The organism is Flavitalea plasmicola (assembly GCF_030546645.1).
GTDB lineage: Bacteria > Bacteroidota > Bacteroidia > Chitinophagales > Chitinophagaceae > Puia.
Genome location: NZ_JAUOTO010000003.1, coordinates 69,213 through 83,559 on the forward strand (window position 1 = coordinate 69,213; position 14,347 = coordinate 83,559).

Sequence of the window (14,347 nt, forward strand, 5' to 3'; positions counted from 1 at the left end):
ATTCATGCTCCATTATTTTCGCAAAAGCGCTATCAACCAACCAGAGAAAACAAACTATGCAGAAGCTCATTTCACTCCTGTCCGGATCATTGTTATTTTCATTCATTGCTTTTTCCCAAACCGCCCCTTCTCCGGAAACATTCCTGGGGTACCGGTTAGGGGACCATTACACCCCTCATTATAAGATCGTCAACTATTTCAGGGAGGTGGCAAGGTCCCTGCCTGCCCAGGTGAAGCTGGAAGAATACGGGAAGACCTATGAAGGCCGCCCATTGCTGCTGGCATTCATCGCATCGCCGGAGAACCTGCAGCGGCTGGAGGATATACGCAAGAATAACCTCCGTCTCGCCGGTGTGCTGAAAGACGGCACCACGCCCGACGAGTCGTACCCTGCCATCGTCTGGCTGAGCTACAATGTCCATGGCAACGAGCCTTCTTCTTCCGAGGCGGCCATGAAGACCTTATATACCCTGGTTGACCCCGCCAGCACAAGGTCAAAAGAGTGGTTGCAGCACACCGTGGTCGTCATCGACCCCTGCATCAATCCAGATGGCCGGGACCGTTATGTCAACTGGTTTACCATGGCGGTGGGAAAAAATGCCAACCCCGATCCGCAATCCCGGGAACACCGGGAGCCCTGGCCGGGGGGAAGGACCAACCATTACAATTTCGACCTCAACAGGGATTGGGCCTGGCAGACACAGATAGAGACGCAGCAGCGCATGAAAAAATACAATGTCTGGCTTCCGCAGGTACATGTAGACTTTCATGAACAGAGCTATAATAACCCTTATTATTTCGCCCCGGCCGCAGAGCCTTACCACGATGTAATCACCCCCTGGCAACGGGACTTCCAGGTACAGATCGGGAAGAACAACGCCAGGTATTTCGACCGGAACGGATGGCTTTATTTCACCAAAGAGGAATTCGACCTTTTCTATCCCAGCTACGGAGATACTTATCCCACCTATAACGGGGCCATCGGCATGACCTTCGAGCAGGGAGGTTCACCCAGGGGAGGATTGGCCGTCATAAAAAATGATGACGATACCCTTACCCTGGCCGACCGCCTGGAACACCATTATACCACGGGCATTTCGACGATAGAGGTGGCCGCGCAAAATGCTTCCCGGCTGATAAAGGAGTTTCATAAATATTTCACTGAAGCAAGAGAAAGGCCGGCTGGCGAGTTTAAGGCATGGCTGATCCGTAACGATCCGTACGGCGACCGCCTCGAACGGCTGAAGGTCCTGCTGGAAAAGAACAATATCGAATGGTCTCCGGCCCCTGCGGCGAGCTTCACCGGCATTGATTATGAGACGGGTAAGATGGCCGCCGTCAAAGCCAGCGCAGGCGACATTGTCATCAATGCCAACCAGCCCAGGTCCAACCTTCTAAGAGTATTGTTCGAGCGGACATCACGCATCAGCGATTCGGTGACCTATGATATTACAGCCTGGTCCATCCCTTACGTATATGGATTGCAGACCTATGGGTTGAATGCCTTTGCCCAGGCAGGGGCGCGACCGGCAGTATCTGCGCCAACCTCATCTGGCGGGGCTGCGGCCGGGTATGCATATGCCGTCCGCTGGACAGGATTGAACAATGTCAGGTTCCTCTCGCGTCTGCTGGAGAAAGGGATAAAGGTTCGTTTTACGGAACAGGCTTTCCAATCCGGGGGACAGGAATTTGAGAAAGGCACGCTCCTCATTCTGGCTACGGGCAATGGTTCCCTGGGAGCCAATCTCTGGACTTTCGTTACTTCGGCCGCTGAATCCACCGGCGTCACGCTATATCCCATCCTTTCAGGTTTTGTGGACAAGGGCGCCGACTTTGGCAGTGACAAAGTGCATTTTATCCATGCTCCGAAAGTTGGCCTCCTGACGGGCGAGCAGGTGAGCTCGCTGAATGCCGGAGAGGTATGGCATCTGTTCGAGCGGGAGCTGGATTACCCCATTTCCCAGTTGGATGCCGAGGACATCGGGCGTCTGGACCTGAAGAAATATGATGTATTGATCCTGCCCAATGGGAATTACCGCAGCCTCGCCGATAAGACCGTTGCAGAGCCGCTGCGCAGCTGGGTGCGGGAAGGCGGAAAGCTTATTGCCATGGAGAATGCGGCGGAGCAGCTGTCCAAGCTGGAATGGGGCTTTTCCGGGAAAGACCAGGGCGATAAGAAAGAGGACGATAAAGGGAAGAAAGAGGGCGATTATTCCTCCCTCCACCGCTATGGCAACAGACAGCGGGATGAGGTTGTGAAGAGTGTTCCGGGCTCCATCTACAGGGTCGAGCTGGATAATTCCCATCCGCTTGCCTTTGGTTATCCCGATCATTATTACACGCTTAAACAGGATGATAATGTATACGAATTCATGAAGGAAGGCGGCTGGAATGTAGGAGTTATTAAAAAAGATAACTATGTCAGCGGGTTCACGGGCAATAAAGCAAAAGAAAAGCTGAAGGATGGGGTCATATTCGGCGTGCAGGAGATGGGAAGGGGTGAGATCGTCTATATGGCCGATGACCCCCTGTTCAGAAGCTTCTGGGAGAATGGTAAATTATTATTTTGTAATGCGGTGTTCCTGGTGGGAGAATAGCTACCGTTGGTGGATTTCAGCGGGCCAATAATTAATTGCACCTTAAATTGCACCCCATGAGAAAGGTAAAGCCCTTCGGAAGGATATACATATTACTGCTGACATTACTGCCGACAGCAGCCGCTCTCCACGCCCAGGCCCCTGAAACCCTGGGCTCGGCGGAGATCTTCCTGCGCCTGAAAAAGCTCAATGTCCTGGGCTCCGTATTATACATCGCGGCACACCCGGACGACGAGAATTCCCGTCTGATCGCCTATTTGGCCAAAGAGCGTTTGGTCCGCACCGGGTACCTGTCCATGACGCGGGGCGATGGAGGTCAAAACCTCATCGGGGATGAGCAAGGCGTAGAGCTGGGACTGATACGGACGCAGGAGATGCTGGCCGCCCGCAGGATAGATGGCGCCGAACAATTCTTTACCAGGGCTTTTGATTTCGGCTTTACCAAGACGACAGAGGAAGCGCTACGCACGTGGAACAAGGAAAAAGTTTTGAGCGACGTGGTCTGGGTGATCCGGAAGTTTCAGCCGGATGTCCTCATCACCCGTTTCCCGGAAGACGGTCGCGCGGGGCATGGTCATCACTCTGCATCGGCTGTGCTGGCGCATGAGGCTTTTACCGCCGCCGCCGATCCCAATCGCTTCCCCGAACAATTCAAGTATGGCGTAAAGCCCTGGCAGGCCCGGCGCATTCTCTGGAACACCTTTAATTTCGGTTCGACCAATACTACCAGTAACGATCAGATGAAGATCGACGTAGGGCTGTACAACCCGGTGCTGGGGAAAAGCTATGGAGAGATCGCCGCCGAGAGCCGCACGCAGCATAAGAGCCAGGGTGCTGCCCTTACACCTGCCCGGGGTCAGTCCATGGAGTTCTTTACACTGGTGGCAGGCGAAGACGCGCACAATGACCCCCTGGATGGCATACCTCTGTCCTGGGACCGGGTGCAGGGAGGCGGCGAGATCCGGCAACTGATCGACGGGGTGATTAAGAACTATGCCCTTTCGGATCCGGCAGCGTCCGTTCCCGGCCTGGTGAAGGTCTACCAGGCCCTCTCCCGTTTGAAGGACGACTACTGGAAGGCGCAGAAAAGCAGGGAGGTATTGCGGCTGATAGAGGCCTGCAGCGGCCTATGGCTGGAAGCATCCGTCCGCAACGGATATACGGTGCAGGGAGACTCTCTTCAGGTGTCCTTTGTCGTCAACAACAGGCTTAATGCCCGTGCATCATTGTCAGAGATAAACATCGGCTCCTATAGTCTTCCCTGGAAACAGGAGCTGATAGCCAACCGCAACTACATTCTTCAGAAGAATATTTATGTGCCGGAGAAGAATCCTGTGACACAACCGTACTGGCTGGCCGAAGAAATGTCTCCCGGATCCTATAATGTCAGCAACCAGCTGCTGATCGGCGATGCCCAAAGCAAGCCTGCCTTCGAGGTACAGTTCCAGGTACAGATGGATGGCGTTGACCTTACATTTACCCGCCCGATGCTGTACAAATACACCGATCCAGTGAAGGGGGAACTCTATCAGCCCTTGACGGTGCTGCCTCCTGTGACCGCGCGTTTCGATCCGGACCTGCTGGTCTTTGCAAATGGCGAAGAAAAAGAATTCGAGGCCCTGACAAAGGTCCAGGGCGCTCACACGGGCTCTCCTCAATTGTCGCTGACACACCCCGCAGATATATCCATCCGTGAGCATTCCGCCGCCGGCAGCCCGAACATGATCTGGTCGGCCCGGTCATCCTATAAGGAGCCTGGTATCACCTGGTCCGATCTGCTGTTCCGCCGCGATGGCGGACAGGATACGGCCCGGCAGCTGCGGACAATTATGTACGATCATATCCCGCGGATAGATTATTTCAGCCCGTCCCGTGAAAAATTCGTGTCGGCCGATGTAAAGACGCTGGGCAAACGCATCGGGTATATCGAAGGCGCAGGGGATAAGGTGCCGCAGGCCCTGCAGCAAATGGGTTATGAGGTCATCATGCTTCGGGAGAAAGACATCACGGCCGGCAATCTCCGGCAGTTTGACGCCATCATGGCCGGCGTACGTGCCTATGACGTGCATCCCTGGCTGGCGGGCAAATACGACCAGCTGATGAGCTATATAAATGAGGGTGGCAATCTCATCGTACAATACAACAGGAATGGCATTGGCAACAGCTCTCTGAAGATAGGTCCTTATCCCTTTGCCATCACCAACAACAGAGTGACGGACGAAACGGCTAAAGTGGGCTTTCTGCAGCCCGCCCATACCGTGCTTAACTATCCTAACAAGATCACCGATAAGGATTTTGAGGGATGGATCCAGGAGCGCGGGATTTATTTCATCGACCAGCTGGATCCGAAATATACGGCGATCCTCTCCATGCATGACCCCGGAGAGAGCGACCAGAAAGGCAGCCTGGTGATAGGAGATTACGGCAAAGGCAAGTTCGTCTACACAGGACTGGTCTTTTTCCGCGAGCTGCCGGCTGGTGTGCCGGGGGCCTACCGCCTGCTGGCCAATATCATTGCCCTTAACCAAAAGAAAGCGTTCTGACGCGCGCATATCTTATACACTATGAACCGTAGACGGGATATTATGATCGTGATAGCGATCGTCGTAGGATTGATAGTGGGGCGTTTCATCAAACATGCGACCATCGGCCTGATCGTGGGTTTGCTCATCGGTTTGATCGTAGCTTCCCTCATCGCCAACAGAAATAAAAAATAACGTTTGCACCATGGACACGCAAGACCAGGAAGAACAAGCACCCTTATTTAGGAAATGGAGTACCTGGTATGCCCTGGTCATCGGCTTCCTCCTGCTGATGATCCTGTTTTTTTATTTTCTTACCAAACATTTCGCATGAGTCTCGCAGACTGGATAGTCCTGATCCTGACATTGCTGGGCATGATCGCCTACGGCCTGTACAAGGGGCAAACCAGCAGGGACCTGGATGGTTATTTCCTGGCAAACAGGGCAGTCCCCTGGTACATGGTATTGCTCGGCATCATGGGTACCCAGGCCAGCGCCGTCACTTTTCTCTCGGCTCCGGGCCAGGCCTATACGGATGGCATGCGCTTTGTCCAGTATTATTTCGGCCTTCCCCTTGCTATGGTGGTCCTCTGTATAACTTTCGTACCTGCTTTCCACCGGCTGAAGGTTTACACCGCTTATGAATTCCTTGAACAACGGTTTGACCTTAAGACAAGGACGCTGACTTCTTTCTTATTCCTGTTGCAGCGCGGGCTTTCCACCGGCATCAGCATTTCCGCCCCCGCCCTCATACTTTCTTCCATTTTAGGCTGGGACATTCTCTGGACCAATATTTTTATGGGAGGACTGGTCATCATCTATACGGTGACCGGGGGCGCCAAGGCCGTGGCCTACACACAGCAGCTGCAGCTGATCATTATTTTCGGAGGGATGTTCATCGCAGGTTATATGGTCATACATCGGCTGCCTGAAGGAGTGGGGCTTTCGGAGGCGCTGCACATCGGCGGTAAGGCAGGCAAGGTGAATATCATTACCAACGGTGTAAGTGCAAAGGGGTTCGATTGGAATGACCGCTACAATCTCTTTAGCGGGGTCATCGGCGGATTCTTTCTCGCGCTGTCCTACTTCGGCACGGATCAGTCACAGGTGGGCAGGTATCTTACGGCAAGGTCCATAACGGAGAGCCGCCTGGGGCTGCTGATGAATGGATTGGTGAAAGTGCCTATGCAGTTCCTCATCCTTCTGCTGGGAGTGCTGGTCTTCGCCTTCTATCAGTTCAATAAGGAACCGGTGTTCTTCAACCAGTCGCAGGTAGAGGTGTTAAGCAAGTCAAAATACAAGGACTCCCTGGTCATGCTGGAAAGATCATATAATGAGATAGAGGCCCGGCGTATCAATGTTATCACCCCTTCTACGGAGCACCAATTGCAGCAAATGGCAACGACCAAAGCTGGCTATAAGGCCACGATCAAACGCTGGCTCAGGGATAAGGAAGTAGGGGGCGACGACAACGACACCAACTATATTTTCCTCCGGTTTGTGCTGGATTATCTGCCCAAGGGTTTGATCGGTCTGCTGATCGCCGTTATTTTTCTCGCAGCCTGGGGGTCCATCGCAGCGACCCTGAACTCCCTCGCGTCCTGTACGATCGTGGATTTTCACAAGCGGTTTTCCAGGCCGCTTACGGATGAAAAAGAGTTCCGTCTTTCCCGCCTCTATACTTTCTTCTGGGGTGTCTTTTGCGTGGTGGCGGCGCAACTGGCCTACAACCTGGGCAATAGCCTCATTGAGGCGGTGAATGTATTGGGTTCGCTGTTCTATGGTGTTATCCTGGGCGTTTTCCTGGTGGCCTTCTACCGTAAAAAGGTAGGGGGCACGGCAGTATTCATCAGCGCCCTTATCGTTGAGGCCGGCGTCATCATTTTAAATATTCTCAGCCGTAAAGGCATCGTACCATTGAGCTTCCTCTGGTTCAACCTGGTAGGGGCGGTGGGCGTGGTACTGCTGGCCGAATTGATCCAAAGGCTTTTCTATTCATCTAAAGTTAACACCGTACGACCTTAATACCCGTATCACTGCTCCGAAACCGGCACCGGAAACTTCGTCCATACATCGTCACCGGGTCTGTCGATGGGCAATTCATTCAGCCGCCCATACCTGCGAAGATCGATCCATCGATGCCCCTCACAGTACAGGGAAAATCTTCGCTGGTTCAGCATTTCTGTCAGCAGGGCCTGTGGGGTGATAGCACCCGCATAGGGAGACAGGTTATGAGCTGTCCGGATGCGGTTTAGCGCTACAATGGCATCCGGCATACCCGATAGCTGGATCTTGCATTCCGCGTAGAGGAGGATCAGCTCCTCATTCTTTATGATGGGGATGGGCGCCGTGCTGGAAGTATACACCCAGACATCCCGGTCGCCCGAAAGCCCGTTGAGGGAGGCTACTGCCGTTCGCGGTGTGGCTTTTCCGATCCGGTCATCGCCAGGGGTAATGTCGGCCGCAAAGGATGGATGGGCGATCCTGACATCGCCTGTCTGGTTTTGGGGAATGAAAAAATCATTCAGCTGGTCGCCGGAACCTGACCCGAAAACGTGATACACGCCCAGCGAAGGGGCCCCGTTCAGGTCGAAAAAAGATCCGTTCAGGTCCGTGAGGGCATCCACCCATTTCTCCCGGTAGACGGCGACCCTGGCTGCCAGTGCCCGGTTGAATTTTGTCAGGCCGGCTGCATCCGTAAAGTTTTCAAAGCCTGGCAGCGGAAAAACCACCGATGCATTTCCCAGGTCGGTCACTGCCGAATCCAGCAAAGCGGCAACAGCTGCCAGTCCGTCGGAATAATTTACGAAAGGACCTAAATGATCCGGGTCTGCCACGTCCACCCTGATCCCATTGCTATCCGTGAGGTTCAGGTTCATCAGCAGCTGATAGGCTTTGATGGTCTTCGCAAAGCCTGTATACCCATTCTTCTGCTCCTGTGAGATATAGTTACTGTGACGCGCCGCATCGATAAGAATATTGCAGTTCTTTACCACCTGGTAGCGGGATGCCCAGGTGTTCGTAATATAAAAGTTGCTGCCTGTGAGGGTGGCATCGTTAGCGCCCAGCAGGTCCGTGACATACCGGGGTTCGGCATTGATGAAATGATACATCTCCCTTCCAATGGTACCCACATCATCCAGATAGAGGGACAGGTTGTTGCGCATACCCGATTCAGTGCCGCTTACCAGCGCATTCAGCTGCTCAGTCGTGGCATTCTTGGTAAAGGCATCGACGGTGGCATGGTTGAGATCGCCATAGTCTTTTTTGCAGGAGGCCAGGATACACAGCAGTCCGCAGGTATAGAGGAATATATTCTTGTTCATATCAATTTGATAAGAGTGGTTTAAAAATCGATTGCTATATGAAAGGTGCCGCGTTTGGAGGCAGGGTAGGGGTCGACATCCACACCGCTTGAAAAGCCCGTACCGAAGTTGGATACTTCCGGGTCATAGGCCTTGTACTTTGTGATGGTGAGGAAATTGTTCAGCGATACGCCGACCCTGAGGCCCTTTACATAGCTCACAGGCAAACGGGTGAAGGAATAATACAGACCGACCTCCCGCAGGCGCAGGTAGCCTGAGTTTTGCACAAACATATGTGCATCGGAGCCCACCTGCATAATGCGATAAACGCCATCGGGCACGTTGAGTTTATTGGTCACCTGGTCATAGTCTGCGCTGGTGCCGCCGAAATCATTCTGCAGGCTGGTGAGGTTGACATTCTGTCCGCCTTGTTTCCAATGCAGGAGGAACCTTAGGCTCAGGTGATCAAAGAAGGTGATCTCGTTATAGGTGTTCATCTGGAAAGTTGGTTCCGCATCGCCCAGCTTGCCGACGCCCGTGCCATTGAGCCCCAGGATCTGGGTTGCCGACTTGCCTTCCTGTATCTGGTAGGATCCTAATACGTACCCGAAAGAGCCTTGTGGTACGGAGGGTATCGTCAGTTTGGTTACAAGAGACCTGTTGAGCCAGAAATTCACTGATGTATTCCAGGTGATATTTCTTGTCTGCACGGGTCTGGCATTGAGCCCCAGTTCCACACCTCTGTTGCGGAGATTGCCGGCATTCACCCATTTGCTGGTAAACCCTGAAGAGGAGGGCAGGGCGCTTTGCATCAGGAAATCGTCGATGGTCTTATTATACCAGGTCAATACGAAACTCAGCCTGCCTTTCAGCACGCTGAGGTCAACGCCGGTCTCGAACTCGGCCTGCCGCTCGGGCCTGATGTCCCCTGTCCCTTCCTGCGGAGTGACGATCACTCCGGAATTGCCGGTGATATTTGAAATGGACAAGCTGGTAAACTTACTTCCATAAGCAGGGACATTGTTGGCTTGCCCGTAGGCCGCGCGCAGCTTGATATTATTGATAAATCCTTCTTTCACCAGGCCCATTTTCGTGAGGTTCAGGGACAGGCCCCCTTTCGGATAGATGTAGTATTTTGCCACATCCCCATTGTTGGAAGACCTGTCCAAACGGAGGCCCCCCGTGACCGTAATGGCGTCATTGATGCTGGCTTCTTCTTGTATAAAAATGCCTTCGTTCTGGTATTTCGTCCTCAGCTGAGCAGCGTTCAGTGCGCTTGCCTGGTCGACATTGGACTGACCGGGGATCAGCTGTGTGGCTATGTTCAGTAAATTATTGTAATCGCCTGTCTCCTGGGTGAGGCCTGCGGAAGTAGTAAGCGATAGTTTGTCCGAAGGCGTCAGCGTGTTCACCAGCGAAAGGATATAATTGGTGCTGAGGTTCCGGGTGGCTCCCTGGACGGAAGTACCTTTATTCACTGCCTGGAATTGCAGAGTGGCAGGGAAGAGCACGCTGGTCCCGAGGTGATAAAAATCAAAACCACCCCGGGCGACCAATCTTGTGAAGCTCCTGGTGCTTTTCTGCAATTGGGCATCCAGGCTGATGCCTGTGATGAATCGGTTCACCGACTCGTTGTTCTGCATGAGCGCCACGGTCTGCAAGGGATTGGAAGCGGCAAAAGGATTGTTGGGATAGACGCCGAGGGAATTGGGATGCAGCTCGGCAAAGCTGGGCGTGGACGACAGTGCGATACCGAGCGAGACCCCATGGTTGTCGTTGCCCGATATTCCCCTGTCAGCGGAAGAGTTGATATAATTGGTGCTGATGCCTATTCTGATATTGTCTGTAAGATGATGGTCAACATTCAGTCGCAGACTGCTGTTGCGGTAGCCGGTGTTCTTTACGATGCCGCCTTCATCTTTCTGCGCGGCCGAAAAATAAACGCCTGTTCTGGCTGTACCACCGCTGACGCTTAGCACGGTGTTCCTGGCAAACCCCGTATTGCCATAGATCTCCTTTTCATAATCGTAGATCTTGCCTGCAGACTGCGCGGTGGTGAATGCCTGCCGGAGACCTGCGCTGGTGGCGCTGTCGCGGGATAAGCTGGCGGCGCGGTCGGCATTGAAGGTGCGTACGCCCAATAGCTTACGGACTTTCACGAAACCAAGGTCCTGGGACACGGAAGTCTTCGTGTTGCCTTCTTTTCCTTTTTTGGTCGTGATGATAATGACCCCTGCTGCGGCTCTGGAACCATAGACAGCCGCCGCACTGGCGCCTTTCAGGATCTCGATGCTTTCGATGTCCTCGGGGCGGAGATCGGCTATCCGGCTGGAAGGATTGTCCTGGTTGGAAGTAGGTGCGCCCCCTGGTAAGGCGCCAGTTATGACATTGATGCCGGCGGAAGTGGCAGTATTGTCAACAAAGACGCCATCCAGCACATACAAAGGTTGCGTATTGCCATAAACAGATGTTACACCACGCAATTTGACGGATATCCCGCCGCCTGGTGCTCCGCTGTTGGCATTAGTGTAGGCGCCGGGGATCTTCCCTTCCAGGGCGGCATCGAAGGTCTGTGCAGGCGCTATGCCTGCGAGCTCTTTCGCGGATAAGGTGGCTACGGCATTGGACAGGTTCCTTCGTTTGATGGAGGTAGCCAGTCCGGTTACCACTACCTCGTCAAGGCGGGAAATATCCTCCTCCAGCCGGATATTGAATTCCGTCGTATTACCAACAAGGATGGTTTGCGTGACAAACCCCACTGAGCCGATGGCTATGGTGGCTCCGGGCGCCGCGGCGATCCTGAATTTGCCTTCAATGTCGCTGAAGGTGCCGCGGGTAGATGGCCTGATAACGATGCTGGCGCCTGCTACAGGGTGCCCGGACCTGTCTGTGACCGTACCTGAGATGATCGTGTTTTGGGAAAAAGCAAGTCCGGGCAGGATGATACAACAGATCAATACCGTCCACAGACGTAGTTGGTGTCTCATGTCGCGTTAGTTTTTTTGGTTGACAGCCTCAGGCTGCCGGTTGTTTTTCTGAAATAATATGATTCCCGTATCCCTTTTCCGCGACCTGGCGGGCCCTGGGGCCGTAGGTGCTCAGGTCGGTCGGTGTCGTTGCTGCCAGACCATCGACATAGCGATTGAACATACAGAAAGCGGCAGCGATCAGTACGGTGTCATGAATATCTCTATCCGTTGCGCCATGCCGACGGGCATTTTCGACGTCCTCCGGAAGCACCGCCTTTCCGGCTTGCTGTACTTTTCCGGCAATGGTCAGTAAGGCTTTTAATTTCTCCGAGATGGGCGCATGCAGATAGTCATTTCTCACCTGATCCACCAGGTCCATTTCTCCGCCCAGATAATGACAGGCGATGGCACCATGTGAATGATGACAATAAAAACAATCGTTGAGCCAGGAGACGTGGGTGGCGATGAACTCCCTGTCAACCGGACTCAAACCGTCCGTGTCCCTGAGCAGGATATTCGCCAGCTCACCCATCGGTCCTGCCACCTCCGGGCGAAATGCCAACAATCCCCTGATACCGGGAAGATCATTGTTCAAGTCAATATGAGGCATAATAAAGCGTTTATTATTAATAGATCATTTGTAGAGATCGAAATCGAGATATCCTTCGGCTGCGCGCTGCGGGGCCCGGTTGATATAGAATTGCCGGTCCTGCGGCGCTGTGGTGCCGAGACCGTCCACATACCGGTTATACATACAGAAGGCTGCAGCTATCAGCACCGTGTCGTGGATCTCCCGGTCGGTAGCGCCCAGGTTTCTTGCCCTTTCGATCTGTTCAGGCTTCATCGTCTTTCCCCCTTTTTGTACACTGGCAGCAATGCTTAATAGTGCTTTCATCTTTTCCGGGATAGCCGCCGCCTCGGGATCACTCTTGATGGCGTCCAGAGCAGACATATCACATTGCAGATAGTGTTGGGCCAGACTGCCATGCACGTTCTGACAAAAAAAACAATCATTGAGATAGGACGTATAGGCGCCGATGAGTTCCCGGTCGCCACGGGACAGCGTATTGTCATCGTCCCGCAGCAGGACTTCCGCCAGCTCGTTCAGCGGCTTTGACGTGCGCGGGCTGAAAGCCATGGGCCCTCTTATGCCTGGCAGCTCATTTCCAAGATCGATATAAGCCATGATATTTATTGGTTTACAGGTTGGGGTAAAACATATCCTTTATCGGCCATGCGGCGGCCCATTTCGGCGTAGGCGGCCGGGTCGGTAGGCGTCCAGCTCGCCAGGCCGTCGACATATCGGTTGAACATGGAAAAGGCAGCTGCGATCAGCACTGTGTCATGTATCTCCCTGTCGTCAGCGCCCTGCTCGCGCGCAAGCAGGATGTCCAGCTCTGTCACCTCTTTGCCCAGTATCTGTACCTTGCCTGCGATATTCAACAAGGCTTTCATCTTTCCCGTCAGCCCGGCGTTTTCCGGATCGAGCAACGCCTCATCCACGACTGACCCTTCATCGCCATACAGGCATCTTGCCGCAGCTGCATGACTGTTAGTACAGAAGAAACACTGGTTGCGCGAAGATACATAAGCAGCGATCAGTTCCCTTTCTGCAGGGGACAGTGTTGATGGACCGCGTAGTAGTATCTGCGCAAGCTCATATAGCGGTTTTCCCGTATCAGGTCTGAAAAGCACCAGGCTTCTTATGCCTGGAACGCCTTGTTCTACATTGATATATGCCATGACGTCAGTTTTGTGGAATAGCTTTTTCCCGGGTATACCAGGTAGCTATCAGTCCGATGATAAAAATGAAGGAGAAAATAAAAATAGTATTGCTGTATCCGCCGAAGAAGCTCACCAGCGCTCCGACAAAAAATACGGCAGTAGCCGTGAATAACCTGCCTACATTGAAACAGAAGCCTGTGGCGGAAGCGCAAACGGCCATTGGGAACAGCTCCGGGATATAGGCGGACAACGCTCCCTGGCTGATGCCGAAAAAGATGGCCAGGATCGCGATCCCCGCATAGGCCAGGCCCGAAAATGAATGATTGAGCTTGAACAGGAAAAAGGCCATGGCGAAACAAACGGCAAAACATAGCAGCATCGTCCGCCGCAAACCAATGGCATGCGCCACCCAGCCGGAGATAAAGCCGCCTGTTAAACCGCCGGCTCCCAATAGCATCATGCTCAACCCCCGCTCATGCTGGGCATCCGTATGGGAGGAAAGGCTTTGCACCCAGGTAGGCAGCCATGAAAAAATCGCCCACATGCCGATGAGCATGGTCCCGAAGATCAGCGACCCCTTCCATATATTGGGCCGGTAGGCACGGGAAAGAAATCCCTTGTCGGAGCTGACGGCAGCTGTTTGTGCAGCCGCTGTCCATTTGCCCGGATCCTTCAGCACAAAGAAAGCAAGGAAAGACAGCAACAATGGGATGGCGCCTACCAGGAAAGCCTGCCTCCAACCGGGTAGGAAGTAATTGATCAACCCCGCTGAAAATATACCCACCGGGATAGAGATGGATAAGATGCCCAGCGCCACGGCTCTTTTCTTTCCCGTCCAGGTCTCGGAAATCAGGATGGTTGTGGTCACTAACACGCCACCCACGCCAAAACCTGATAGAAAGCGGCAGGCCATCACCAGCAGCCATGAAGGTGCCGCTGCTGTCAGCAGGGTGAACAATCCATAACAAAAGGTGGAAAGCATCACCGCCCGGGCTCTTCCGAGCCTGTCACAGACAATCCCCCAGACGACGCCTCCGAACATCCAGCCGAAAATGAATACTGAATTGATATAGGCGCTTACATCGTTTAATTTTTCCTGCGAGACATCGCCTAACAAATCTTTGACGGCTACGGGAAGATACACCGACATCAGGGTGGAAACGACGCCTCCAAAAAGACTGCTCACAAAACAAATTGCGAAAAGGCCTGTTTTATTCATACGATGGAGA

The 14,347-nt window shown here is 53.4% G+C and carries 11 protein-coding genes; 5 read left to right on the forward strand and 6 right to left on the reverse strand.

What is annotated here, in order from left to right; translation table 11 throughout:
- Positions 1-56: 56 nt before the first annotated feature.
- The 5 genes from Q4E93_RS10335 to Q4E93_RS10355 are packed head-to-tail and all read left to right on the forward strand — an operon-like array spanning position 57 to position 7,144.
- On the forward strand, positions 57-2,597 hold the full coding sequence (locus Q4E93_RS10335) for a M14 family metallopeptidase (RefSeq protein ID WP_303584894.1): 2,541 nt from the start codon (positions 57-59) through the stop codon (positions 2,595-2,597).
- Positions 2,598-2,653: 56 nt separating this feature from the next.
- Complete coding sequence (locus Q4E93_RS10340; RefSeq protein WP_303584896.1) at positions 2,654-5,140, forward strand: PIG-L family deacetylase; 2,487 nt, start codon at positions 2,654-2,656, stop codon at positions 5,138-5,140.
- Between the two features lie 21 nt (positions 5,141-5,161).
- On the forward strand, positions 5,162-5,314 hold the full coding sequence (locus Q4E93_RS10345; RefSeq protein WP_303584898.1) for a hypothetical protein: 153 nt from the start codon (positions 5,162-5,164) through the stop codon (positions 5,312-5,314).
- 10 nt (positions 5,315-5,324) lie between these two features.
- Positions 5,325-5,453, forward strand: a complete 129-nt coding sequence (locus tag Q4E93_RS10350; protein WP_303584900.1) for a hypothetical protein — start codon at positions 5,325-5,327, stop codon at positions 5,451-5,453.
- Positions 5,450-7,144: a sodium:solute symporter family protein gene (locus tag Q4E93_RS10355; RefSeq protein WP_303584902.1), complete on the forward strand. Its 1,695-nt coding sequence runs from the start codon at positions 5,450-5,452 to the stop codon at positions 7,142-7,144. The genes Q4E93_RS10350 and Q4E93_RS10355 overlap by 4 nt, the downstream gene beginning before the upstream one ends.
- An 8-nt stretch (positions 7,145-7,152) precedes the next feature.
- On the opposite strand, the gene Q4E93_RS10360 is transcribed toward Q4E93_RS10355, so the two are convergent.
- The 6 genes from Q4E93_RS10360 to Q4E93_RS10385 are packed head-to-tail and all read right to left on the reverse strand — an operon-like array spanning position 7,153 to position 14,337.
- Positions 7,153-8,445 (reverse strand): RagB/SusD family nutrient uptake outer membrane protein, encoded by a 1,293-nt coding sequence (locus Q4E93_RS10360; RefSeq protein WP_303584905.1) that lies wholly within the window; start codon positions 8,443-8,445, stop codon positions 7,153-7,155.
- 20 nt (positions 8,446-8,465) lie between these two features.
- Positions 8,466-11,411, reverse strand: a complete 2,946-nt coding sequence (locus Q4E93_RS10365; RefSeq protein ID WP_303584908.1) for a SusC/RagA family TonB-linked outer membrane protein — start codon at positions 11,409-11,411, stop codon at positions 8,466-8,468.
- Positions 11,412-11,439: 28 nt separating this feature from the next.
- The gene (locus tag Q4E93_RS10370) at positions 11,440-12,003 is read right to left on the reverse strand and encodes a carboxymuconolactone decarboxylase family protein (protein WP_303584909.1); all 564 of its coding nucleotides are present in this window, start codon (positions 12,001-12,003) and stop codon (positions 11,440-11,442) included.
- Between the two features lie 24 nt (positions 12,004-12,027).
- Complete coding sequence (locus Q4E93_RS10375; protein WP_303584911.1) at positions 12,028-12,579, reverse strand: carboxymuconolactone decarboxylase family protein; 552 nt, start codon at positions 12,577-12,579, stop codon at positions 12,028-12,030.
- A gap of 5 nt (positions 12,580-12,584) precedes the next feature.
- Positions 12,585-13,136 carry a carboxymuconolactone decarboxylase family protein gene (locus tag Q4E93_RS10380; protein ID WP_303584913.1) on the reverse strand — a complete coding sequence of 184 codons (552 nt, stop codon included), beginning with the start codon at positions 13,134-13,136 and terminating at the stop codon, positions 12,585-12,587.
- Between the two features lie 4 nt (positions 13,137-13,140).
- Positions 13,141-14,337: an MFS transporter gene (locus Q4E93_RS10385; RefSeq protein ID WP_303584914.1), complete on the reverse strand. Its 1,197-nt coding sequence runs from the start codon at positions 14,335-14,337 to the stop codon at positions 13,141-13,143.
- Positions 14,338-14,347 lie beyond the last annotated feature (10 nt).